This is a genomic window from Alishewanella sp. HL-SH06, assembly GCF_052656265.1.
In genome coordinates this window covers 1,365,341-1,389,856 of the sequence record NZ_CP199752.1, presented here as the reverse complement: position 1 = coordinate 1,389,856, position 24,516 = coordinate 1,365,341, and the positions used below count along the sequence as shown (strand labels likewise).

The 24,516-nt window shown below is 46.8% G+C and carries 25 protein-coding genes; 9 read left to right on the top strand and 16 right to left on the bottom strand.

Annotated features, from left to right (window positions below; all coding sequences use genetic code 11):
* The first annotated feature begins 82 nt into the window (after positions 1–82).
* Entirely contained in the window at positions 83–454 is a 372-nt protein-coding gene (locus tag ACUJFK_RS06470; protein WP_226749840.1) for a VanZ family protein, read from the top strand.
* A complete protein-coding gene (locus ACUJFK_RS06465) occupies positions 430–1,320 on the top strand; it encodes a ketopantoate reductase family protein (protein WP_445426392.1) in 891 nt (296 codons plus the stop codon). The genes ACUJFK_RS06470 and ACUJFK_RS06465 overlap by 25 nt, the downstream gene beginning before the upstream one ends.
* On the opposite strand, the gene thiI is transcribed toward ACUJFK_RS06465, so the two are convergent.
* From thiI to pomA, 3 genes are all read right to left on the bottom strand, one after another.
* Positions 1,317–2,774, bottom strand: coding sequence for a tRNA uracil 4-sulfurtransferase ThiI (gene thiI / locus ACUJFK_RS06460; RefSeq protein ID WP_445426391.1), 1,458 nt, complete (start codon positions 2,772–2,774; stop codon positions 1,317–1,319). The genes ACUJFK_RS06465 and thiI overlap by 4 nt on opposite strands.
* Positions 2,775–2,858: 84 nt before the next feature.
* Positions 2,859–3,809, bottom strand: coding sequence for a flagellar motor protein MotB (locus ACUJFK_RS06455; RefSeq protein WP_306176896.1), 951 nt, complete (start codon positions 3,807–3,809; stop codon positions 2,859–2,861).
* The gene (gene pomA / locus ACUJFK_RS06450) at positions 3,806–4,576 is read right to left on the bottom strand and encodes a flagellar motor protein PomA (protein WP_226749836.1); all 771 of its coding nucleotides are present in this window, start codon (positions 4,574–4,576) and stop codon (positions 3,806–3,808) included. Before pomA ends, ACUJFK_RS06455 begins: the two co-directional genes overlap by 4 nt.
* A 211-nt stretch (positions 4,577–4,787) precedes the next feature.
* On the opposite strand from pomA, the gene xseB reads away from it, so the two are divergent.
* Genes xseB through dxs form a run of 3 tightly spaced genes read left to right on the top strand, consistent with a single transcriptional unit; the run spans position 4,788 to position 7,803 of the window.
* Positions 4,788–5,030: an exodeoxyribonuclease VII small subunit gene (xseB, locus tag ACUJFK_RS06445; protein WP_229584958.1), complete on the top strand. Its 243-nt coding sequence runs from the start codon at positions 4,788–4,790 to the stop codon at positions 5,028–5,030.
* A gap of 2 nt (positions 5,031–5,032) precedes the next feature.
* Positions 5,033–5,920, top strand: coding sequence for a (2E,6E)-farnesyl diphosphate synthase (gene ispA / locus ACUJFK_RS06440; protein ID WP_226749834.1), 888 nt, complete (start codon positions 5,033–5,035; stop codon positions 5,918–5,920).
* Between the two features lie 14 nt (positions 5,921–5,934).
* Positions 5,935–7,803 carry a 1-deoxy-D-xylulose-5-phosphate synthase gene (gene dxs, locus ACUJFK_RS06435; RefSeq protein ID WP_445426390.1) on the top strand — a complete coding sequence of 623 codons (1,869 nt, stop codon included), beginning with the start codon at positions 5,935–5,937 and terminating at the stop codon, positions 7,801–7,803.
* 55 nt (positions 7,804–7,858) lie between these two features.
* Here the strand turns inward: dxs and ACUJFK_RS06430 are convergent, their stop codons facing one another.
* From ACUJFK_RS06430 to glyA, 10 genes are all read right to left on the bottom strand, one after another.
* Positions 7,859–10,882 (bottom strand): two-component regulator propeller domain-containing protein, encoded by a 3,024-nt coding sequence (locus ACUJFK_RS06430; protein ID WP_445426389.1) that lies wholly within the window; start codon positions 10,880–10,882, stop codon positions 7,859–7,861.
* Positions 10,883–10,925: 43 nt separating this feature from the next.
* Positions 10,926–11,417 (bottom strand): phosphatidylglycerophosphatase A family protein, encoded by a 492-nt coding sequence (locus ACUJFK_RS06425; protein ID WP_445426388.1) that lies wholly within the window; start codon positions 11,415–11,417, stop codon positions 10,926–10,928.
* A complete protein-coding gene (thiL, locus tag ACUJFK_RS06420) occupies positions 11,414–12,376 on the bottom strand; it encodes a thiamine-phosphate kinase (RefSeq protein WP_445426763.1) in 963 nt (320 codons plus the stop codon). Before thiL ends, ACUJFK_RS06425 begins: the two co-directional genes overlap by 4 nt.
* A 35-nt stretch (positions 12,377–12,411) precedes the next feature.
* Entirely contained in the window at positions 12,412–12,825 is a 414-nt protein-coding gene (gene nusB / locus ACUJFK_RS06415; RefSeq protein ID WP_226749830.1) for a transcription antitermination factor NusB, read from the bottom strand.
* A gap of 12 nt (positions 12,826–12,837) precedes the next feature.
* Entirely contained in the window at positions 12,838–13,302 is a 465-nt protein-coding gene (gene ribH / locus ACUJFK_RS06410) for a 6,7-dimethyl-8-ribityllumazine synthase (RefSeq protein ID WP_226749829.1), read from the bottom strand.
* Between the two features lie 77 nt (positions 13,303–13,379).
* Positions 13,380–14,489, bottom strand: coding sequence for a bifunctional 3,4-dihydroxy-2-butanone-4-phosphate synthase/GTP cyclohydrolase II (ribBA, locus tag ACUJFK_RS06405; RefSeq protein ID WP_236128578.1), 1,110 nt, complete (start codon positions 14,487–14,489; stop codon positions 13,380–13,382).
* 12 nt (positions 14,490–14,501) lie between these two features.
* Positions 14,502–15,152 carry a riboflavin synthase gene (locus ACUJFK_RS06400; RefSeq protein ID WP_445426387.1) on the bottom strand — a complete coding sequence of 217 codons (651 nt, stop codon included), beginning with the start codon at positions 15,150–15,152 and terminating at the stop codon, positions 14,502–14,504.
* 1 nt (position 15,153) lies between these two features.
* Positions 15,154–16,311, bottom strand: coding sequence for a bifunctional diaminohydroxyphosphoribosylaminopyrimidine deaminase/5-amino-6-(5-phosphoribosylamino)uracil reductase RibD (gene ribD, locus ACUJFK_RS06395; RefSeq protein ID WP_445426386.1), 1,158 nt, complete (start codon positions 16,309–16,311; stop codon positions 15,154–15,156).
* Positions 16,312–16,313: 2 nt separating this feature from the next.
* Complete coding sequence (nrdR, locus tag ACUJFK_RS06390) at positions 16,314–16,766, bottom strand: transcriptional regulator NrdR (protein ID WP_226749825.1); 453 nt, start codon at positions 16,764–16,766, stop codon at positions 16,314–16,316.
* Between the two features lie 93 nt (positions 16,767–16,859).
* Positions 16,860–18,113: a serine hydroxymethyltransferase gene (gene glyA, locus ACUJFK_RS06385; protein ID WP_226749824.1), complete on the bottom strand. Its 1,254-nt coding sequence runs from the start codon at positions 18,111–18,113 to the stop codon at positions 16,860–16,862.
* Between the two features lie 236 nt (positions 18,114–18,349).
* On the opposite strand from glyA, the gene dinB reads away from it, so the two are divergent.
* The gene (dinB, locus tag ACUJFK_RS06380; protein WP_445426385.1) at positions 18,350–19,441 is read left to right on the top strand and encodes a DNA polymerase IV; all 1,092 of its coding nucleotides are present in this window, start codon (positions 18,350–18,352) and stop codon (positions 19,439–19,441) included.
* A gap of 73 nt (positions 19,442–19,514) precedes the next feature.
* Here dinB and ACUJFK_RS06375 read toward each other — a convergent pair whose 3' ends face one another.
* On the bottom strand, positions 19,515–19,727 hold the full coding sequence (locus ACUJFK_RS06375) for a cold-shock protein (protein ID WP_226749822.1): 213 nt from the start codon (positions 19,725–19,727) through the stop codon (positions 19,515–19,517).
* Between the two features lie 221 nt (positions 19,728–19,948).
* Positions 19,949–21,280, bottom strand: coding sequence for a DEAD/DEAH box helicase (locus tag ACUJFK_RS06370; protein ID WP_445426384.1), 1,332 nt, complete (start codon positions 21,278–21,280; stop codon positions 19,949–19,951).
* A gap of 114 nt (positions 21,281–21,394) precedes the next feature.
* Between ACUJFK_RS06370 and ACUJFK_RS06365 the strand changes: the two genes are divergently transcribed.
* Complete coding sequence (locus ACUJFK_RS06365) at positions 21,395–21,931, top strand: DUF2058 domain-containing protein (RefSeq protein ID WP_226749820.1); 537 nt, start codon at positions 21,395–21,397, stop codon at positions 21,929–21,931.
* Between the two features lie 54 nt (positions 21,932–21,985).
* Positions 21,986–22,843 (top strand): TraB/GumN family protein, encoded by an 858-nt coding sequence (locus ACUJFK_RS06360; protein WP_445426383.1) that lies wholly within the window; start codon positions 21,986–21,988, stop codon positions 22,841–22,843.
* 59 nt (positions 22,844–22,902) lie between these two features.
* Here the strand turns inward: ACUJFK_RS06360 and ACUJFK_RS06355 are convergent, their stop codons facing one another.
* Positions 22,903–23,667: a class I SAM-dependent methyltransferase gene (locus tag ACUJFK_RS06355; protein WP_445426382.1), complete on the bottom strand. Its 765-nt coding sequence runs from the start codon at positions 23,665–23,667 to the stop codon at positions 22,903–22,905.
* Between the two features lie 39 nt (positions 23,668–23,706).
* On the opposite strand from ACUJFK_RS06355, the gene gloB reads away from it, so the two are divergent.
* The gene (gloB, locus tag ACUJFK_RS06350; protein ID WP_445426381.1) at positions 23,707–24,474 is read left to right on the top strand and encodes a hydroxyacylglutathione hydrolase; all 768 of its coding nucleotides are present in this window, start codon (positions 23,707–23,709) and stop codon (positions 24,472–24,474) included.
* The last annotated feature ends 42 nt before the right edge of the window (positions 24,475–24,516 follow it).

The following is a 24,516-nucleotide window of genomic DNA, read 5'->3' as shown; positions in this document are numbered from 1 at the left end:
TTGCTCTCCTATCTCGGTCTATGCTGGTGATTATAACCAGAAAACTGCTACAATCCGAGCCCCATTTATCGGAGGTGAGAACGTGCCACAATCGTTTTATCGCTTTTTGTTTTTATTATGTTTGCTGTTAGCCACTTTTGGCTTTATGGCCGAGATTAACGGCCACAAGCTTGCTGGCGAATTGTCTTTTTTTAAAATTGAAAATCTCGATAAAGTGGCCCATTTTGGTATTTTCTTTGTACTCAGTGGCTTAATTTGGAAAGGCTTTCGGGCAGTGTTTTGGAAGATCCTACTTTTAATGGCAATCTATGGCGCCTTAATTGAAGTGATACAAGAAAACTATACGCGACGCACGGGCGATTTTTGGGATTGGGTAGCTGATATGGCTGGGGTTTTAACCTTTTTTGTTGTGCGTAAACTGTGGCATTTATGGCGACCACGCAGCAAGCGTTAAACTGGACCGTCGTTGGCCAAGGCGCTATTGGCCTGCTTGCTGCCTGTCGTTGGCAACAGGCTGATACGCCAGTACGTTTGTGGTTGCGTCAACCTAAATCATTGAGCGTGCGCTTTTTGGCGCTAGATGACACCGAGCAACAATGCCATTTTCAAGCGGCAGTCTCCCCCATCCATGCCTTGTTTTTACCGGTAAAAGCCTATGCCGTTACCGAAGCCTTAGCCCAACTACAACCGCATCTCACTGACAACGCCCAAATTGTCGTTTCCCATAATGGTATGCCAGACCTTGCAGCATTACGGCAATTTGCACGAGCTAAACAAGGGATCTGGTTTTTAACGACTAGCCATGGAGCCTTACGACAAGCGGAGCAGATCCGCCATACCGGCCAAGGTAAAAGTATGCTAAGCCCACTGAATGAAGCCGCGAGCGCACAATGCAAAGCCGTTTTCACGGCTTTACATCAGGCCTTGGGCCCGTTAACCGTCACCGAGAATATCATAGCGGCTTTATGGCAAAAGCTGGCGATTAATGCGGCTATTAACCCGCTCACCGCAGTTTTAAATTGTAAAAATGGTGCTTTAGCGGCGGCAGAGCATCAACCTCAATTGCAGCAAATTGTCAGCGAAGTCTGTCAGCTGGCCTCGCTTGAACAAGTTGATTTGCCGTTTGCGGCAACCCTTGCCCAAGTGCAACAAGTGATCACCGCGACGGCCAATAACTATTCATCAATGCAGCAAGATCATTACCATGGCCGCCCCACCGAGCTTAGCGTGATCACCGGCTTTATTGTCGCCACGGCGGCAAAACATCAGCTAGCGGTTCCGGCCAATCAAGCGCTATGGCAAGCGCTGCAAGTTACTTAAGGCCGATACACTGCAACATTGTTAAATCCCATCTCTTGCAGCAATAAAACCTGCAAACGACTCATCACGCCACGTTCACAGTAACAATAATATTGCTGTTGCTGATCTAACTGTGCAAACGCCGTGGCTAAACGGTAAAACGGAATGGTCAGTACCTGATGCTGCTGTAATTGCAGTGGCCGCGCGTCGACTTCGTCTTGACTGCGAATATCTAACACGATCGCGTTAGCCGGTAATATCGCTTCGGTAGCGATAACACCCGCTTGTTGTTCTGCTTGATATTCAACGGTCCGAATATCGAGGATTTTAGCTTGCTCAATAGCTTGATTTATCCTGCGCGGATCGAGCAGTGCTTCGGCTGTGATGACTTCGCTGAGGATGGCATTCACTGTCGGATTTTGTGAAATCACGCCACAATATTCCGGCATACTTCCCGCCAACTCGGCCACACCAATTTGTCGTGCTAAATCCACAATATCTTGTTTGTCATGATAAATAAGCGGCCGCAAAACTAAGCTGGGGCTCGCTTGATCGATCACGGCTAAGTTAGCCAGCGTTTGACTCGCGACCTGGCCAATACTTTCACCGGTAACCACCGCCGAGATCCCAAGCTTTTCAGCCATAGCGCTGGCCACCTGCATCATCAGGCGTTTTAAAACGACACCCATTAAACCCGTGGGCACATGCTCCAAAATATCTGCCACAACGGGGGCAAAGTCGACACTGACAAACTTCACCCGATGCGAGGCTGCATAGGTTTTCCATAGATAAAAGGCGATTTCGCGCACACCGTTCTCATGCGCTGCACCGCCTAAATTAAAGAACAGATAATGGGTACGTAAACCCTTGCGGATCATTAGATAACTGGCAACAGCCGAATCAAAACCGCCTGAGATCAACGACAAGGCATCCGATTGCGATGGGATCGGTAAGCCGCCCATGCCTGTGAAGCTTTCGGTGACCAGTAAAAATTGCTGCTGTTTAATCTCTAGTTTAATCTCTAAGTCAGGCTGCTTTAATTGCACTCGCGCGCTACTGACTAATTGGTTTAAGCCGCCACCAATATAACGCTCGGCGTCGAGTGAACTAAATGCATGTTCACCTTGGCGTCTCACCCTGACACAAAAGCTTTTATTCATAATTTGAGACTGATAAACCGCCGCAACTTGCTGAAAAAGATCGGCTAAATCAGTGAACTGGCGCGTTTGCATCTGAGCAAAGGTAACAATACCGGGGATACATTTTAAACGTGTAATTAATTCTTGGCGCCAAGCGGTTGTCTCGTATTGGCTAGTGACCGTTAGATGATCAAAATAACCGGTGACTTTCACTTTATGCGGCAGATGTTTTAGTAAAGTTCTGAGATTCTGCTCCACCAGCAACGTTTGACGCTTGCGCACCGACTTACTTTTGATGGCGATTTCAGGATGCAACTTAATAATAAATTCGAGCATGATGGGCGCATTTAGCTAACAATGTTGCGCATTATAACTAAGCGTAACAAAAACGCCTAATCAAGCGATTAGGCGTTTGCTGACTCAAGGATTCGTTGCCGGTTCAAAACTGATTGGTTCAGACACCTTAGGCTTGCCCTGCATGATCGAGATTTCGACACGCCGGTTACGCCGACGATTTAGCTCACTATTATTTGGCATCAAGGGGCGAGTATCAGCATGCCCTACCACGACAATGCGGTTTCGATCAAAGCCCGGCGCAGCAATTAAAGCGGTGGCCACAGAAACGGCTCGCTTAGCCGATAAATCCCAATTGTTGGCATGTAACTCATCACCCACCTGAAAATCATCAGTATGCCCACTGACGGTAATTTCACCGGGAATATCATTGAGCATCACCCCAATTTGCCGCACTATCGGGATAAAACGCGGCTGTAAAAAAGAAGAGCCCGATGGGAAAGAGCCATTTTCGCGGATACGAATAATGATTTGCTGCCCCAATGATTCTAACTCGACTGCGCCGTCAACGATTTGTTGCTCCAGCTCTTCAGCTAACTTCTTCACCGTTTCATTAACTTGCTCTTGAGCGGCTTCTGCGGCAGCGGCGGCTGTAGCCTCGGCAGCTTCTTGCTCCTCAGCATTTAATGCCGATTGCCCACCGGTTTGATCATCGCGTTGGTCTTGGCGCCCGCCGGCAGAGTCTTCTTCACCCGCTTGAAATTCAATGACTTGCTGGGTCATTTCCATGGTTTGCTGCTGGATCGTTTCAATTGGCGTGGGATCAGGCCGCCCAGGGCGAAACTCCATGGCAATAACACTGGTTCCCTTGGGGATATCATCCACTTCAATTTTATTTTGCACACCAAAAGCAAACTTCATAGAGCCGGCAATTTGTTTAAACTTCAACACGTCCATTTCAGAAAATGCTAATAACAACACGAAGAAGCACATCAAAAGCGCCATTAAATCAGCAAAGGTTCCCATGTAAGCGGGTAACCCAGGCGGTGGGCATTTGCATTCTTCTTCGTCACTCATGCCGCCTCTCCTGCTACTTCGCGTTTATTTTGCGCTAAATAGTTACGTAAAATCCCTTCAATAACCTTTGGATTCTGCCCATCTTGAATGCCTAATACCGCATCTAAGATCAACATATTGTTTAGTTTTTCTTGCTGGTTGCGGATCGCTAATTTGTCGGCCAACGGAATGGCCATAACGTTGGCAACAAAGGCACCATACAACGTTGTTAACAATGCCACCGCCATCGCCGGGCCGATGGCTTTAGGATCATCCATGTTAGATAACATCGCCACCAAACCAATCAAGGTACCGATCATTCCCATAGCCGGTGCTACGTCACCCAAACTACGAAAAATAGCAATAGCTGTTTCATGGCGCTTTTCGGTTAACGAAATATCCTTCTGCATGGTTGCTCGCACGACATCAGCGTCATGGCCATCCACCAACATATTAATGCCTTTTTGCATAAAGCTATTGGGAATTTCAGCCTCTTCTAGGGCTAAAAAACCACCTTGACGTGCGGCACCACCTAATTGCACGGCCTTTTCAATTAATTCTTCTGGTGATTCAATTTTAAACATAAAGGCTTTGGCAGCCGCTTTACCTGCACCTAAAAATTGAGCCAAGGTAAATTTAGCTAGTACAACAAATACCGAGCCACCAAATACAATAAGCACCGAGACCAAATCACCAAACATGCCGACGTCACCGCTACTACTGATAAACATCGCCATTACAATAAAGCCAATTGCGCCAATCAATCCGATTAGGGTCGCTAAATCCACATCCTACTCCTTCCAAAACAGTGCCGGGGCTGGCTTTTGAATCTTAATTTTAGTTATTTTATATCAGCTGCAAACTAGTTATCGACCTTAACTCTGAATCATTAAGCAATAAATCAGCAAAGAATACCAATTTAGTCGTTACTATACGCAATTTCATTGACCATAATAGCCTGCTACGATAAGGTTGCGCACAGTTTTTTTGGGGAATAATATGAGTAAAAAATCTGCAGACCCAGGTCAGTTTGAACAATCCATCCAAGAACTCGAACACATCGTCCAACAGTTGGAACAGGGTGAGCTGTCTTTAGAGCAAGCCTTAGGTCAATTTGAGCGTGGGATCAGTTTGGTCAAACACAGTCAGCAGCAACTGCACGCGGCGGAACAAAAAGTCCAGATTTTGTTACAACAACAACCTGAACCTTTGCAGCCGTTTGAGCCGCAAACAGGAGACTAACCTTGGCCCCAACCAGTCTATCGCTATTTCAGCAGCGGGTGGAACAACAACTGCAACAGGCGCTTGCTACAACAGTTCCGACGAACTTCTTGTTGCATGATGCCATGGCTTACAGTTTGTTGCTGGGTGGCAAACGGGTTCGACCTTTTCTGGTATACAGCCTAGGTCAAATGTTAGGTGCTAAACTGTCTGATCTCGATGCCCCAGCAGTGGCAATTGAAGCGATCCACAGTTATTCATTAATTCATGACGACTTGCCGGCCATGGATAATGACGATTTACGCCGCGGCAAACCCACTTGCCATAAAGCTTATAGTGAAGCCACGGCGATTTTAGCCGGAGATGCACTGCAAGCTTTTGCTTTTGAGCTATTGAGCAGTCATGATTACCAACAGGTTTGCCCACGTCGGCAGGTGTTAATGGTGAAAACGCTAGCACAAGCAGCAGGCGCCACCGGCATGTGTGCCGGCCAAGCGATAGACTTGGCACAAACCAATCAAAAAATCACCTTAGAGAAATTAGAGTTAATGCATCGTTTAAAAACGGGTGCATTAATTGAAAGCACAGTTAAACTAGCCTATTACGCCAGCCCGGTAGAAGATGAACAAATCCTGCTGGATTTGTTAAAGTTTGCTAGTGCGCTAGGTTTGGCCTTTCAAGTGCAGGACGATATTCTGGACATTGAAAGCGACACGGCCACTTTAGGAAAAACACAGGGTTCTGATCTTAAAGCCAACAAAGCTACGTATCCGGCCTTATTGGGGCTGGCGGGCGCCAAAGATAAAGCGGCACAACTTTATCAAGAAGCCCTTGCCGCCCTCGAACGGCTACCCTACGATACGGCTGAGCTTGCACGCTTTGCCCACTATATTATTGCCAGAAAGTTTTAACATAGGCATTTGTTATGCAAATTGATATGACGGAATATCCACTGTTAACTAAGGCTAATTTGCCCGATGAACTTCGGCAATTACCTCAGGAAACCTTACCCCAACTGAGCCATGAACTGCGGCAGTTTTTATTAAAAACCGTTAGCCAAAGTAGTGGTCATTTTGCCTCAGGTTTAGGTGCCGTCGAACTGACTGTTGCCCTGCACTATGTTTACAACACGCCTTTTGATCGGGTGATCTGGGATGTAGGTCATCAGGCATACCCACACAAGATCCTCACGGGTCGTCGTCATCAAATGCATACCATCCGCCAAAAAGAAGGCCTGCATCCTTTTCCGTATCGGGAAGAAAGTGTCTATGACGTGTTATCGGTAGGCCACTCCAGTACTTCCATCAGCGCAGCCTTAGGCATGGCAGTGGCAGCACAACAAGCTAAGAATCAACGTAAAGTTGTTGCGGTTATCGGCGATGGCGCCATTACAGCAGGTATGGCATTTGAAGCCTTAAATCACGCAGGTGAAATTAAACCGGACATGCTAGTGATCTTAAATGACAATGAAATGTCTATTTCAGAGAACGTTGGCGCGTTAAACCAATACTTTGCCCGCATTTTATCGGGCAGTTTTTATACTAGCTTGCGAGAAGGCGGCAAAAAAATTCTCAGCAACATGCCACCATTACATCAGTTAGCCAGCCGCGCTGAAGAACACTTTAAAGGCATGGTAACACCCGGTACCTTCTTTGAAGAGCTTGGCTTTAATTATATCGGCCCAATTGATGGTCATGATGTATTGGGCTTGGTCGATACCATTCGCAATATGCGCCAGCTTAAAGGCCCTCAGCTACTGCATATCGTCACGAAAAAAGGTAAGGGCTATGCCCCTGCCGAAGCTGATCCGATTGGTTATCATGCAGTCGCAAAATTTGATCCTGCTGCTAAAACGCAACCGGCTAAAAAAGCCAGTGCTCCAACCTTTTCCAATATATTTGGCCAGTGGATCTGCGATATGGCAGAGCAAGATGAGCGGCTCCAAGGTATAACCCCTGCCATGCGAGAAGGTTCTGACTTAGTGGCGTTTTCAAAACGCTTTCCTAAGCGCTATTTTGATGTCGCCATCGCCGAGCAACACGCAGTGACGCTGGCCGCAGGCATGGCTATTGAGGGCTTAAAACCAGTAGTGGCTATTTACTCGAGCTTTTTACAACGCGGTTACGATCAACTGATCCACGATGTGGCGCTGCAACAATTAGATGTGTTGTTCGCCATTGACCGCGCGGGCATTGTAGGAGCTGACGGCCCAACTCACCAAGGTGCTTTTGATATCAGCTTTTTACGCTGCATTCCCAATATCACCATTATGGTGCCATCCAATGAAAATGAATGCCGGCAAATGCTTTATACCGGCTATCAACATAACGGGGTGGCCGCCGTTCGCTATCCACGAGGTAGCGGTAACAATCAAGCGGCCGCAACAACGATGGAGTTATTACCACTGGGTAAAGCAAAAGTGGTACAGCGCGGTAAAAAATTGGCTATCTTGGCCTTTGGTCCACTGCTTGGCGCCTGTGAGCAAGCGGCCACAGCGCTTGGCGCCACCTTAGTTGATATGCGCTTTGTTAAGCCATTAGATACTGCACTGTTACAGCAATTAGCTGTGGATCACAGCTACGTGATGACTGTTGAAGATAACGCCATTATGGGCGGTGCTGGATCTGCGGTAAATGAGTACTTGGTGCAGCTACATTATCAAGGCCAGATCCTCAACTTGGGCTTACCAGATGAGTTTATTAAACACGGTACGCAACAAGAGATTTATCAAGAGTTAGGCTTAGACAGTGCCGGTATTTTGGCACAAGCGCAGCGTTTATTAAAACAAGAGTAGTCAGCGCTAGACAAACGACACCCAAAACGTGGGTGTCGTCTTTGCAAAAGCCTTGCTAAAGCCGATGCTGCTCTAACCAAATCAACCCTTCAGCTAACAAGCGATGAATCTGCAACGGTAAATCAACACTCTCTTCAAATTCAAACGCATCCAATTGACTGGCAAAAGCCAAACTGCCCACCACCGCGCTTAAACCTTGAGCTTTTAACTGCAGTAATGCCTGCTCGGCTAATTGCATTGAGCTTTCCCAATTCAACAACTGGCCACCGAGTAAAGGTAATGGATACAGTGCATAACCGCCAGACGCGGTTAGATTAACCACTTCACCATCGGGCAAAGTAAAATGACTGGCCGCAATCTGTTCTAGCAACCGGCAACTATATGATGCCACCAACTCTTGCGCGATATCACGAAACACCACAACAAAACGTGCATCGACAAAACGTACCACATAATCTGAGCCGCGTGTTTCTCGACTTAATAACGAGCTTAATTGTTGTAACAAACTATCCGCAGTGCTAACGCCATACTTTAAAAGAATTTGCTGATAATGATCAGGTTCAAGCAGCAACAAAGCAATGGTTTTACCCTGCTCGGTTAACGCTTGACGATTGCGCTGAAAGTGCTCGATATCTTTAGGCAGCTGCTCAAACATAAAGCGTTTATTACGTAAGCCGGTGGTAGTGTCACGATGCGTTAATTGACTGAGTTGCTCGTTCAATTCATTCAGCTTTTGATTGGTGTTTTCTAATTCTTGGGTTCGTTGTCGCACCAAACTGGTTAATTGCTCCTGTTTATGTAAGTTATTTTGCCGATAAAGCCAAAATAAGCCATAAAACAAACACAATAACAAACAGAGCCACAGCAAGCGATACACCAAGGTTTCATCAAAGCGGCGTGGGATCACCAATTGAATTTGCGTTTCTTGGGCATCCAGCCAATGTTGATAGTTATACCTTACCTGTAATTTAAAGGTAAAGTTGCCAGGTGGCAGGTTGGTATAGACTGCTTCGCGCCGATCGACCACTTCTTGCCACTGCTGATCAAAGCCCATTAACTGATAACGAAAAATCACACTATCAGGCCGAGTATATTCAAGCGCTGAATAACTGATAGTCAGATTGCGTTCTTGCCGTTCCAAAACTTGCCGCAGTTGTTGACCCGACAGCGGATAACTCTGCTGAGCACTGATTTTCTTCAAAATGGGTCTTAATGTCTTGGGGGTAGTACTATCCAATTCTTCAGGTACCGCAACCAAACCGCGTAATGTTGGATACCATAGCTGTTGCTGCCAGAACGCTACTTTAGACTGGCCTGCACCGTTACAACAACGGCTGGTTAACGAGCCCATCTGCCTATCGTAGGGCGATAGCACTTCTTCTAAACGAAACCCTTCATTGGCGGCTTGAGGCAAACTGTCGACGCGTAAACGAAAGATCCCTTTATGCGTACTCAACCAGAGCCAACCCGACTGCTGGTGAAAATAAAAACTTAAGGCAGGGCCATGTAATAAGCCATTACCACTGTGCAAATGTAACCACGCGTTATTGGGCCTTTGAATATACACACCATCATCTAAAGTACTCACCAGCACAGTGCCATCGGGTAACACTAATGTCGCTAAAATATAAGCGTTATAAAGGGCACTGCCGATGCCTAAACGAGTTAATTGTGCATTTTGCCAACGGTACAAACCACGACTGGTTCCAAACAATACTTGGCCTTTATGCTGACTTAAAGTGGTGATCTGTTTAGATTCTAATTCGGCGTTAAAGGGAAGTAAGGTTAAAACATTATCTTGTGCATGATATAAACCATTAAGACTACCGATCCAAATGCCGCCCTGCTCCGCCGGTTTTACCACCCTAACGGCTTGGCCTTGTAACTGGGGAAATAACACGCTGAGCTGGGCCGTTCTTACATCATATTGGTATAAACCGCGCTCCAGCCCCAGCCATAGCTGCTCAGGGCCAGGCCAATGGAGATCATGTACCGTTTGCCCTTGCAATTGTTCGGCAGAGATCAAGGGCTGAAAACGTTCAGCCATGTCTAAGTAGCCCACTTCGCTTTGACTGGCTAATAACAGCTTACCTTGAGGTGTCAGTGAGACACTGCGAATAATAGGATCGCTTCCCGGAACTAATCGACGAATTTGACTGCGATTGACCATAAAAATGCCATCGCTAAAACTGGTTAGCCAAATATTATGCTCTTTATCTTGAAATACCTGGCTAAACCAAGGTGAACTGCCAAGTTCGGCAACCGTAACCGTTTGCCAAGCTTGTCCGGGAGATTGAAAAAATAGTTTACGATAAGAAGAAAGCCATTGCGCGCCAGTATTATCTTGTAACAAGCGGTATACCGGTGCCATGGTGTCGTCAGGTAGTGACTGCGCGGTAATTTCACCGTCGCTTTGTAACCGAAATAAACCGTTTTCACTGGCGATATGTAAACCGTTATCGGTCCATGCTAAGTCGTACACGGGGTTTTGTGCTAATACAAGCGGCAAGGCGAATTGTTGCCAGCTGCCGTCGGCCGCGCGCTGATGCAAATAATCGCTGGCCATCACCCAGATTTGCTCATTGGTTTGGGCTAATTGGCTGACCACTGCTTTAACTTGCTCGACGCGGCGTACCTTATTTTGCTGCACACTAAATAATTGATCGGCGGCGACCCAAATTTCACCTGGTGTTACTTCAAGCAACGAAGTCACTTCACTGTAAATCGGTAAGCGTTGTAATTCTAGGGTGGCAGGATCCAACACCGACAAACCCGATTTGGTACCGATCCATATTTTACCCTCACTGTCGGTCAGTAAATGCGTAATCGCATTACTGGCTAACTTCGGATGGGTTTCATTACTAAATACTTCAAAATGTTGGCCATCAAAGCGGTTTAAACCATACAGAGTACCTAGCCAGATATAGCCAAGTTTATCTTGCGTGATCGCTCGAACAGAATTGCTTGATAAGCCTTCGGCACTGGTCCAGTGCTTCAGATCATAGTCATACACGGAAGGTGGGGCCGCCAAAGCGCTCTGACACATCAAAACAAAGATGATGAACAGAAAACGAGACATGCAGCCCTCCTTGGTCATTGTGATTATGGTGTGGTCACAGCCCTTAGTTTAACCATGACAGGTAAACCAATAGATGCAAGATGGCTAAAGCAGGTAACGCGGCCAGTAAATCATCCAGCATAATACCGAAACCACCGTGTACCCTGCGATCAAACCAGCTGATGGGCCAAGGTTTTAAAATATCGAACAACCGAAACAAAATAAAGCCCAGTAACAAGCTTTGCCAGCTGATGGGCACCAAGAGCATGGTCAAGGCAAAACCGATAATTTCATCCCAAACTATGGCGCCGTGGTCATGTTCCCCTACATCGGCAGCGGCTTTGCCACACACATAAATACCCAGCAAACTACCGAATAGGATAAACAGCAATAGCCAAGCTTGTCCGGCCAAACTTAGTAACCAAACCAACGGCAATGCCGCCAAAGTACCGAAGGTACCCGGTGCTTTTGGGGCTAGACCGCTGCCAAAGCCTAATGCTAAAAAATGTTGCCATTTACCCAGCTGAAATTTGGCTTTGCTATTTGCTGTTGTCATAGAAAATGTTGAAACCCATGATGTTGGTAAGCATAAGGCTGTTCACCGCTTTTTAATTCCAGTTTACCCACCGCCCCTGTGATCCTGCCAATACAGGTGATTGGCACGCCATAAGGCGACAGTAACACATCAAGTGAGCCTCGACGATTCTCTGGCACGGTAAAGAGTAACTCGTAATCCTCACCACCCGATAACGCCAGTTGCATCGCGTCTTCCGCTGTACAGCTGTCTTTTAACGCTTGCGACATAGGCAAACGTTGAATATCAATATAAGCCCCTACTGCCGAGCGACGGAGGATATGTGGTAAATCACCCGCCAAGCCATCAGAGATATCCATCGCGCTACTGGCGGTATTACGCAGCGCCTGACCTAAAGCAACCCGTGGCGACGGATAATGAAAACGTTGTAATAAATGCCCTTGATGCTTTTTACTAATTTCGCACTGCCCTTGCACCAGCTTTAAGCCCAGGGCGGCGTCACCCAGTGTGCCGGTAACATATATATAATCACCCACCTTAGCACCCGAGCGAGTAATGGCTTTTCCACGCGGTACTTGGCCTTTGGCCATCATGCTGAAACTGAGCGGGCCACGTGTCGTATCACCACCAATCAATTGGCAATTATAGTATTCAGCGGTTTCATGTAAACCGGCAGCAAATTGCGCTAACCAGCTTTCATCTGCCGAGGGTAACGTCATCGCCAACGATAACCATGTTGGCTCTGCTCCCATCGCGGCCAAATCGCTCACATTGACAGCCACTAATTTATGGCCAAGTGCACGCGGATCAACATCAGGAAAAAAGTGAGTCCCCGCAACCATGGTATCTGTTGTAACAACGATGTCGTAACCATCACGCACCTGTAACACCGCACCATCGTCACCGACACCAATACTGACATCAGTGCGCTTCACACCGATATTCGAGAAATATCGCGCGATTAAATCAAATTCACCCATAGCGTATAAAAAGCCGACTGACGTCGGCTTCTCCATTAATTTGGACGCAATACCTTGACCGCTTTGTCCAGGATACTGTTCACAAACTTATGACTATCATCAGCCGCAAAGGCTTTGGCTAATTCAATAGCTTCATTGATGATCACTTTATAGGGTACATCTAAACGATACTTCAGTTCATAGGCTGAAACACGTAATACCGCTTTTTCGACCAAGTCGATATCTTCGAACGGGCGCTCGAGATACGGCTTAATCGCTTCGTCTAATTTGGAATGGTGTAATACCACACCGCGTAAAATGTCTTGGAAATACGCAACATCAATATGTTTAACATTATTTTCCAATAACAATTGCTGCTCAATATCAGCTATCGGGTTGTGGCTAACTTGCCAGCTGTAAATGCCTTGTACAGCGAGTGAGCGAGATTGACGACGGACGTTAGGTTTCATCTGTGCTTCCTGTTACAGCTGTGCAAGCACATTGATCATTTCGAGTGCCGACATGGCTGCTTCGCCGCCCTTGTTACCGGCTTTAGTACCCGCACGCTCAATCGCCTGCTCAATACTGTCTACGGTTAGAACGCCAAAAGCCACCGGCAGGTCATACTGCATACCCACTTGGGCAATACCTTTGACACACTCGCCAGAGACATACTCAAAGTGTGGTGTGCCACCACGGATCACCGCACCAATTGCCACAATCGCATCATATTTCTTGGTTGCAGCAACACGTTGTACCGCTAATGGCAACTCAAAAGCGCCAGGAATACGTACAACAGTGATGTCTTGTTCAGCGATATTACCCACGCGTCGTAAAGTGTCGATGGCGCCACTGAGTAAACTCTCAACAATAAAACCGTTAAAGCGTGCGACTACTATCGCAATTTTCTTACCATTCGCTGCATAGCCTGCTTCAATTACCTGCATGACCTGTCCTTACTATTTAACTGCCGTCAAAATTTAGCCGTGCATAATAGCATAATTTATGACACTCGGGCATAGCCTTATTCAGAAACGTAATCCACTACATCCAGACCAAAGCCGGATAACGCATGGTACTTAATCGGCTTGCTTAATAAGCGCATTTTCTTCACGCCTAAACTGGCTAAAATTTGTGAACCCACCCCCACATTTCGTGAGGTGCCTTTCCAAGGTGCCACTGGCGGTTTCTCACCTTTATCTTCTGCTTCAAAATGTTGCACCATCTGCACTAGCTCTGAGGTACTTTCGTGCTTACCTAACAACACCAAGACGCCACCTTCATCAGCAATGCGCTGCATGGCGGTATGCAAAGGAAAACTGCGATTGGTACCGCGTGTGGTCAGCAATAAGTCGTTAAAGGTGTTATGTAAATGCACCCGCACTAAGGTTGGCTCATCAGCGACAATCTCGCCTTTAACTAAAGCAAAGTGCAACTGATTATCAATAGTGTCTTTAAAGGTCACTAATTCAAAGTCGCCCATCTCGGTTGGCAACTGACAAGTCGCCACTTTTTCAATGGTGGTTTCATTGAGGTTACGGTATTCAATTAAATCAGCGATGGTGCCGATTTTAATATCATGCTCTTTCGCAAACACTTCGAGATCAGGACGGCGCGCCATAGTGCCATCATCATTAAGGATTTCGACAATCACAGCTGCAGGTTCCAGCCCGGCTAACCGCGCTAAATCACAACCGGCTTCAGTATGGCCGGCACGAACTAATACACCGCCATCTTGCGCCATTAAAGGAAAGATATGCCCTGGCTGAATAATATCTGTTGGGCGAGCATCACGCGCCACAGCCGCTTTCACTGTTTTAGCGCGATCGGCCGCTGAAATACCGGTGGTCACGCCTTCTGCAGCTTCAATGGATACCGTGAAGTTGGTAGCAAACGGTGATTTATTGGCATCGACCATTAAGGGTAAGTTGAGTTGCTGGCAGCGTTTTTTCGATAAGGTTAAACAAATTAAGCCACGACCAAACTTTGCCATAAAATTGATGGCAGCAGGCGTGACATACTCGGCGGCCATCACCAAATCGCCTTCATTCTCGCGATCTTCATCATCCATCAAAATAACCATTTTACCTTGGCGGATATCTTCAATAATTTCTGCAGGTGTATTCAGTTGCATAGCTAACCTTCTTTATAAAAACCCGCGTTGCGCTAACAACGCCAGATCAACACCTGTTGTAGGGGCAGGTGTTTTAGTATGGAGTAAGCGTTCTAAATAACGCGCGATCAGATCCACCTCTATATGGACCAAGCTGCCTTTTTGCAACTGCAGCAATGTCGTTTGCGCAGCCGTATGCGGCACTATCGTTAAACGAAAGGCTGTGGCACTTAATTCATTTACGGTTAGACTAACGCCATCAATGGTTACCGAACCTTTATGCGCTAAATAAGGGACTAACGCCGCAGGCATAGCAAACCACAGTTGCCAGGCGCGCGCGGTTTTTTCAATACGCAGCAGCTCGGTTACGCCATCAACGTGACCACTGACCAGATGACCACCTAATCGACCGGTGGCTAATAAGGCTTTTTCTAAATTCACTCTTTGTCCCACCTGATACTGACTAAAGCGGGTTAAGGCGAGTGTTTCAGCGGATACATCAGCGACAAAACCTTGAGCTAGCAATTGGGAAACGGTAAGACAGACCCCATTGCTGGCAATACTGTCCCCTAACTGCACATCGCTAAAATCTAACTGCTCACTATGGATCTGCACTTCTAAATCGCCGCCTTTTACGGTTAAGCGGCTAATGTGACCTGTGGCAGCAATAATACCGGTAAACATATCAGCTCTCTTTTGTTGGGTTGGCAACAGTTGCTGTAGTGGGCTTCGCCCGAATTCGAATATCGTTGCCGAGTTGGTGTACATCCAGCAGCGTTAAATGCGGTACTTCGGTTAATTGTTGGAAATCGCCCAATTTCGCTAAGGGTTGAGCGCAGTCACCCAATAGGAGTGGCGCTTGATACAAGATCAATTCATCGACTAAACCTTGCTGCAATAAGGCCCCGGCTAGCGTACTGCCGGCTTCCGTCCAAACACTGTTGATCTGCTGCTGATGTAACGCTTTAAGCAAAGCCGATAAATCGAATTGGCCTGATGGCAACAATGCAGCAGGCCATTGCGTTACGGCAACCGCACTGGCGCTAAGTTGTTTTGCGGCTTGTGCTGCGTCATAGCAAAGTAACACCGCACCACCTTGACTAAATAAGGCTTCAGTACCGGTTAAGCGCTGTTGCCGATCCAAGATCACGCGCAGTGGCTGGCGTAAGCCGCCATCGGCTAAAGTAGTAATGGTATTGCTCGCGGTTTGTCGCACCGTTAAACGGGCATTGTCGGCTAAAACGGTGCTAGCAGTAGAAAGAATCGCGCTGCTCTGCGCTCGAAACTGCTGCACATCATCACGGGCAACATCCCCGGTTAACCACTGACTTACGCCATTAGCTAGCGCGGTGCGACCATCTAAACTGGCGGCCATTTTGAGCCAGACATAAGGTCGTTGACGTTCCATCCGACTGAGAAAACCCGGATTAAGCGCCCGGGCGGCGTTCGTAAGCAAACCATGCTGCACGCTGATCCCTGCGCTTTCGAGGATAGCGACGCCTTTGCCTGCCACCAGTGGATTCGGATCTAACATGGCAATCACCACCCGGCTGACCCCAGCTTTCACTAACGCTTCGGCGCAAGGCGGGGTGCGTCCATAATGCGCACAAGGCTCTAACGTGACATAACAAGTCGCACCTGCTGCTGCAGAGCCGGCTTGTTGTAAAGCATACACTTCGGCATGGCCCTGCCCCGCTTGTCGATGATAGCCTTGCCCTATAACCTGAGCTTTTTTCACCAACACCGCACCCACATTTGGATTGGGATCGGTGGTGAAACGCCCAGCCGCAGCTAAGCTTAACGCCAGCGTCATATACTGATGATCGGCTTCTGAAAAGGACACCGTTACTTCTCTCCCAAGCGGGCAATTTCCTCGCCAAACTCACGAATATCTTTGAATGAGCGATACACAGAAGCAAAGCGCACATAGGCCACTTTATCGACTTTAACTAACTCATCCATAATTAAATTACCCAGCAAATGACTACCGACTTCACGTTCGCCCGTTGCACGTAATTGCGATTTAATTTTATGGATCAGCTGTTCGATTTCTTCGGTAGATACAGGGCGTTTTTCTAACGAACGCAATAAGCCATTGCGCAATTTATCTTCGTTAAAAGGCTCACGCGAACCATCACGCTTAATAATGCGCGGCATTACCAGTTCGGCAGCTTCAAAGGTCGTAAAACGTTCATGACAAGCTAGACATTCACGACGCCGACGCACTTGATGACCGTCGGCGACTAAACGAGAATCAATGACTTTGGTGTCATCCGCGTTACAAAAGGGACAAAACATGCTGAGCTCTCTATATCACCCTATCGGGACTTTTTGAGATGGCCGGATAAAATAATGGCCGCATTTGCGGCCATCATAACATGTTATTTTAGTTTACGCATAAACTGGGAAACGGCTACATACCTCAGAAACACGGGCTCTGACGGATGCAATAACCGCTTCATCACCACGGCTGTCTAACACTTCACAAATCAGTGTGGCGACTAAACGTGCTTCAGCTTCTTTAAAGCCACGACGGGTAATAGCCGGAGTACCAATTCGTAAGCCACTGGTCACAAAAGGTGAACGTGGGTCGTTAGGCACTGAGTTTTTATTAACGGTAATGTGCGCTAAACCTAACCACGCATCCGCTTCTTTACCGGTAATATCTTTGTCGATGAGGTCCATCAAGAACAAGTGGTTTTCCGTACCGCCTGATACCACTTTATAACCGCGAGAGATCATCTCAGCACACATGGCTTTGGCATTTAGTAACACTTGTTGTTGATACACTTTAAATTCAGGCTGTAAGGCTTCTTTAAAGGCTACTGCTTTTGCCGCAATAACGTGCATTAAAGGGCCACCTTGGCCGCCTGGGAACACCGCTGAGTTTAACTTTTTCTCAATGGCTTCGTTTTTACGCGCCAAAATTAAACCACCACGTGGACCGGCTAAGGTTTTGTGTGTTGTCGTCGTCACGACATCAGCAATAGGTACGGGGTTTGGATATAAACCCGCCGCCACTAAACCGGCTACGTGCGCCATATCAACCAGTAAGTATGCACCGACTTTATCCGCGATATCACGGAAACGCTGCCAATCAACAATACCAGAATAAGCAGAGAAACCAGCAATAATCAGCTTAGGTTTGTGTTCTAGCGCTAAGGCTTCGGCTTGATCATAATCAATTACGCCGGTTTCGGGATGCAGGCCATATTGCACAGCATGATAAAGTTTACCGGATGAGCTGACACTCGCACCGTGCGTTAAGTGACCGCCATGCGCTAAGCTCATACCTAAAATGGTATCGCCAGCGTTTAATAACGCTAAAAATACCGCTGAGTTAGCTTGTGAGCCAGAGTGTGGCTGTACGTTAGCGTAGTCAGCACCAAACAATTCTTTAGCACGAGCAATGGCTAAATCTTCGGCTAAATCAACATATTCACAACCACCGTAGTAACGCTTATGCGGATAACCTTCGGCATATTTATTCGTTAACTGTGAACCTTGCGCCTGCAATACCCGAGGGCTGGCATAGTTTTCTGAAGCGATAAGCTCGATATGGGCTTCTTGACGTTCAGTTTCTTGTACCATGGATTGCCATAATTCCGGATCGAAATCTGCAATATTCATTTCACGCTTTAACATGCTTTCTCCTGCGCGCGGCTACCACGCTGATCGATTGACAACAGTCTAAAAATTGTTGGTTATTCTACTCTTATTTTTTAATTCTTGCACTGAAAAAACAGACATCCAGACAGCTAAATGAGATGGAGTCTAAAAAAATCTTACTGGCTGTGCAGAAATACTGCCACTTGCTTTACAACGTGTTACAAGGGGCGTAAATTACTGGTTATTCATACAGCGCTATTTGCAGCAGGATTATGTCGCATCGAAAAATTATCCATTTAGACATGGATTGCTTCTTTGCCGCGGTTGAAATGCGCGACAACCCTGCCCTGCGGCATATTCCGTTAGCTATTGGCGGTAGTCGATCTGAACGCGGCGTGATTGCCACCTGCAATTATCCGGCTCGGGCTTTTGGTGTGCGCTCCGCCATGCCGACACATGAAGCCTTAAAGCGTTGCCCGCATCTAACCTTAATGCGCGGTAGCATGGATAAATACAAAGCCGTTAGCCAACAGATCCAAAGCATATTTCGCCGTTATACCGAGCACGTCGAACCACTATCTTTAGATGAAGCCTATTTAGATGTCACCGATTGTAAGCAATTTAAAGCCAGCGCCACGCTGATTGCTGCGGATATTCGCCGCACAGTGTTAGCAGAAACCGGTTTAACCGTTTCTGCTGGGGTAGCGCCCAATAAATTTCTCGCCAAAATCGCCAGTGATGAACAAAAACCCGATGGTTTATTTGTGATCCCGCCTGAGGCTATCAACGATTTTGTTCTGCAACTCGCCCTGCGCAAAATCCCCGGCGTTGGGGTAAAAACCGCAGAGAAACTTGCGAAACTCGGATTTCATTTTTGCCGTGATATTTGTCAGCCAGGTGAAGAGATCAGTACAGAGCGACTTGCCTTGTTATCTCGGCATTTTGGCAGCTTCGCCGCTACGTTAATTAAACGCAGCCAAGGTATTGATGAACGCCCGGTCCGGCAAGATCGTGAACGTAAATCGATCGGTGTAGAACAGACATTGCCGAACGACATTGCGAACTTAGAGCAAGCCGAACAAGAAATGCTACAGTTATTACCCACCTTAGAGCAGCGTTTAGCGCAAAGCGGTAAAGCGGCATTACTACAAAAAATTGGCGTGAAATTAAAATTCAGTGATTTTCGGCAAACCACAGTAGAAACCCAATATCATCGTTTAGATCCGCGCTTATTGGCACAACTATTAGCGCAGGCTTGGCAACGCAGGCAAGAGCACTGCGTGCGCTTAATTGGCATACAACTGGGCTTTAAATCGGCTTGTCATGAACAATTAGCCCTACCGTTAGAAGGCACCACTTTTTAGAGGCGTCACTCAGGCAAGGTATTCGGCAATAAAAAAGCCGGCGCTAAGGCCGGCTCTTTAAAATCTTTACTAATTAACCGATAACAGTTACGTTTTCAGCTTGTGGGCCTTTTTGGCCTTCAGTAACGATAAAGGTCACTTGTTGGCCTTCAACTAACGTTTTACGGCCTGTACCGTTGATAGCGCGGAAGTGAACAAACACATCTTTACCGCCTTCACGCTCGATAAAACCAAAACCTTTATCTTCATTGAACCACTTAACTGTACCAGAAATTAACTGTGACATAACACTCTCTTACTTTAACAAATTTTGCCGAAATTCCGGCGACTTAAATAATACCGGCCACGTCATCGAGCTGATACTTACTTCGACCGCATTATCAGGGATGCTGATTAAGTGGTCAATATAAATACCGAGACGAACAGAAAATAGTTTTCTGTTGGGCCGTTCCGGCAAGGACTGCTAAGCCTTACTTACTCAGTGTAGCAGTAATGTGGAAAAAACCATCAATCTTGTGGTGTTTTTTTACGTCGCACCGGCGCGGAGCCGTCATCGCCACCTTGGAAGAACACCTTCGCCGGGGCTTTTTTCACCGTTTTCGCGCTGGGCTTGCCCGAGTGTTTAGCTTTCGTGGTGCTTTTAGCTGACTTCGCCGCCGCTTTACCGGCTTTTTCTACTGGCTCGGTTGGGCCTTTGAAGCGCGCCACTAAACCTTCCACCTCGCTAAATTCTGCAGGCCGGCGTAAAAAACCTTCAATTTTTTGCAGTGATGCCCAATCTTTTGGTCCGACTAAGGAAATAGCCTGCCCCTTCGCACCGGCACGACCCGTCCGACCGATCCGATGCACATATTCTTCGGGGTGTTTTGGCAAGTCAAAATTGATAACATGAGTCACTTGCAGTAAATCTAGGCCACGCGAGGCTAAGTCAGTGGTCACTAACACTTGATATTTACCGGCTGCGAATTGCTGCATCACCGCATTACGTTGGCCTTGGTTTAACCGAGCACTTAAGCCCATGGCGCTAAAACCGTTATCAACACACACGGTCGCTAGGCGCTCGGCATCGTCACGAGTGGCGGTAAAGATAATGAGCTGTTTCACCGGCTCGTGTTTGAGCACATGTGCTAATAAGGCTTCTTTGTGCGTGAGGTTATCGGCAAACATAAATTGCTGCTGAATATCACTGTGCTGCTCATGCCCACTGCCTAAGGCAACCCGAAACGGGTTTTTTAATAAGGCAACCGTTAGCTCATCAACTTCAGTGTGATCTAAGGTTGCTGAAAACAATAAGGTTTGACGTAATCGATGCTCGGCGGCTTTGTTAATGGCATTTAATTGCGGCATAAAGCCCAAGTCTAACATGCGATCTGCTTCATCTAAGATCAGCATTTCTAAGCCTTGCAGAAACACTGACTTGTGCTCTAGATGATCTAAAAAACGCCCAGGCGTCGCCACTATGACGGTCGGCTGGCGTTTTAATAGCTTCTCTTGATCATTAAAATTCTCGCCGCCCACAATTAATGCTGCGGTAACAGGCGTATTTGACACAAACAAGCGTAATTGTGCATACACTTGTTTTGCCAATTCGCGGGTGGGTGCCAAAATTAACGCACGGGCATCTTGCTTAGACAAAGGGCGGCTTTTCAACAGCCGCTGCATCATCGGTAACAAATAAGCCAGGGTCTTACCCGAACCGGTTTTTGACGAGACCATCAGATCACGGCCCACCAATACTGCAGGGATAGCTTCTTGCTGAATTTCTGTAGGCGTGGCAAAGCCTAAATGTTGTACCGAGCGCAATAATCGCGGGTCCAGCCCTAAGTCCTGAAAAACCAAAATATACCTCTCTTTACGATAGGCACCTATGATACCTCAACTGACAGATTTGAGTTAGTGCCCTGTGTCGAGCTAGTATAAGCAATATTCCCATAATTCGTTAAGAGTAACCTCATGAGTAATGCCTTTAAAGAGCAACTGCTTAAAGCCGGTTTAGCCGATCCGAAAAAACTAAAAGCGGCAAAAAAGCAACAACATCAGCAACGTGTGCAATCAGGTAAAAACCAAAAAGTGGTTGCCGAGGCCACCTTACTGGCCGAGCAACGCCGCCAAGAGCAGGTGGCACGCGATCAAGAATTAAACCGCCAAAAAGAACAGTTGTTGCAGAAAAAAGCCATTGCGGCGCAAGTTTCACAATTAATAACGAGCAATACTATTAAGCCCAGTGGTGAAGTGGCCTTTAACTTTACCGACGGCAAAGTAGTTAAGCGGCTATACGTTAATAACAAGTTGCATAATGAATTAACTCGTGGTTTACTTGCGATCGTTAAGCAGGGTGAAAACTATGTGTTAGTGCCCGCAGCGATTGCTGCTAAAATTGCACAGCGCCAACCAGAAAGCGTTATCGTGCAACAGGATCGCCCTGTCGAACAGGCCGATGAAGAAGATCCGTATGCCGCTTACCAAATTCCTGATGATTTGATGTGGTAACAATACAAGGCGGGCTTCTTCTCTTAATATTAATATTAAATGAAGGAGCTTGCTATGCGGCAACTACTTTGTATTGGATTATTGCTGTTTTTCGGTGTCAGCCAAGCGGTCTTTGCCGCTTCTGTTTGGCAAGTGAGTAAAGATCAAACCCAGTTTTACTTAGTTGGCACAGTGCATCTACTCAGTGAAAACGACTTCCCTCTCCCTAACGCTTTTGATACCGCCTTTAATGCCAGCCAGCATTTGATTTTTGAAACCGACATGCAACAACTTACCAGCCCAGCAGGGATGAATAAGATGATGTCTCAAAACACTTATCGGCCGGGGCAGAACTTAAAAGATGTGCTATCCAATAAAGTGTATCAGCAGCTGCAAGCCATGGCGAAAGAGCGGCAATGGCCACTCACTGCCATAGAACAATTTAAACCGGCTTTTGCCGCAATGATGATTTCAGTACAAGAACTGCAACGCCTTGGTGCCGCTTCTACCGGCGTAGATATGCACTATTTGCAATTAGGCTTGCAACAGCAAAAGCGCATAAGTGGGTTAGAAACGGTCGATGAACATCTGGCGGTGCTGACAGCATTAAATGAAATTGACGCCAACAAAGTGATCAGTTCAACCTTACAAGATTTAGAAAAAATCGAAAGCATGTTGGCACAAATGAAGGCCGCTTGGCGCAGTGGTCATGCTGAGCAATTGGCTGATCTATACATTGATGACATGAAAAAAAACCCTGAGATCTATCAAATCACCTTGGCAAAACGCAACTATGCTTGGCTGGATACGCTAACACAACTGGAAGGTAAGGATACGATGGTATTAGTGGGAGCACTGCATATGGTCGGTGAAGATGGCCTATTAAAATTACTGGCCGATCGCGGCTATCGTATTGAACAGTTGCACGATTAAAGCGTTAACGCAACAACGATGCCCAACTGCCTTGGCGGATCTGTTGGGCTTTTTTAGCTTTATTTTATTGATTTGCGCTGGGCGCCATGCCTCGCACTGATGCCCTGTGCGGTAGAAAAGCCAGTTTGTACCTGCCATTTTGGCCGGATCGGCGTTAAGGGTAATTCTCTTTTTCGCGCCACCAACAAATAACTCGACGCAAAATAGCGTAAATGACGTTCACTGAAACGTTGCCAACGCCCAGCTTTATAATCTAGACTTAACATTGAACTGCAAAAAAACCGCTGCTCACCGACCACTTCAAAACCAATTAAGTGCAACCAATCTTTAATCCTCGCCGCACTAAAAAAATGACCTTGCCACGGAAATTCATTTTTTAGCCAAGGCGCAAAGCGGGTTAACCCAAGCACACTATGTGGATTAAAGCCGCTAAGCAATAAATAACCATCGCCAATTAACACCCGGTGCGCTTCGCGGATCACGTGATGCGGATCGGATTGAAATTCTAAACAATGACTTAATAGCACCGCATCAACGCTCGCTGCCGCTATTGGCAGCGCGTCGGGCTCAGCAATCATTTTTGCGCCGGAGGGCAGTTCTGCTTGCCCTTCGGCAGAGCCTAGCGTTAATTGTTGGCGTAAGCGGGCACTGGGTAAACTTAATTGGCTACTTAAATCACCAATCTTCAATAAGTAATAACCGAAGATTTTTTGCAACCACGGCTCTAATTCCTGCTCCAGCGCACTGGCTAAGGCATGGCCTTGCCGAAAACAGTGCCAGCCGGAAGGGACTGCAGGATGATTGTCACGAAGTGCCGGTTTCATGTTAATGTTCTGCCCTGATTAAATACAAAGGAGTTCCCAATGCTGGATATTAGCCCTATTCATGCCTTTCAGGATAATTATATCTGGGTTATGTCACGCCCGAACCAACCTTATTGTTTGCTGGTTGACCCGGGTGATGCCACGGTGGTCAATCAGTACCTTCAGCAAACCGGCAAACAATTGCTTGGGATCTTAATTACTCATCATCATGCTGATCATACCGGAGGCCTGGCGCAATTAAAACAGCAGTGGCCTGAGGTTCGGATCATCGGCCCTGAGGCAGAACAACATAAAATTCGATTATTAACCGAAACCGTTGCCGATAATAGCATCATTCATTTTCCGGAACTTAATTGGCACTGTCAGACTCTACAAGTGCCGGGCCATACGGCTGGGCACGTAGCCTATTATTCAGCGGACGTTTTGTTTTGCGGTGATACCTTATTTAGCGGCGGTTGTGGCCGCTTATTTGAAGGGACACCCGCGCAGATGCTGCAATCTTTGCAACGACTCGCTAGCTTGCCCAGTACCACTAAAGTGTATTGCACACATGAGTACACCTTGGGAAATTTGCGTTTTGCCCGTGAGGTTGAGCCCGATAACCTTGATTTACTAGATTATCAGCAGCAAAGTCAGTTAAAGCGACAAAATAATCAGGAAACTTTGCCTTCTAATTTAGCATTAGAGAAAAAGATCAATCCTTTTTTACGCTGTGAAAACAAAGCGTTACAACACAAATTTAAACAAAGTTCGGCTCTTGAGCTGTTTACTTACTTAAGAGCAGCCAAAGATCAATTTAAATCCTGACTTGCATTGAGCTGTCAGACAGGTAATATTTATTTTTTTTAA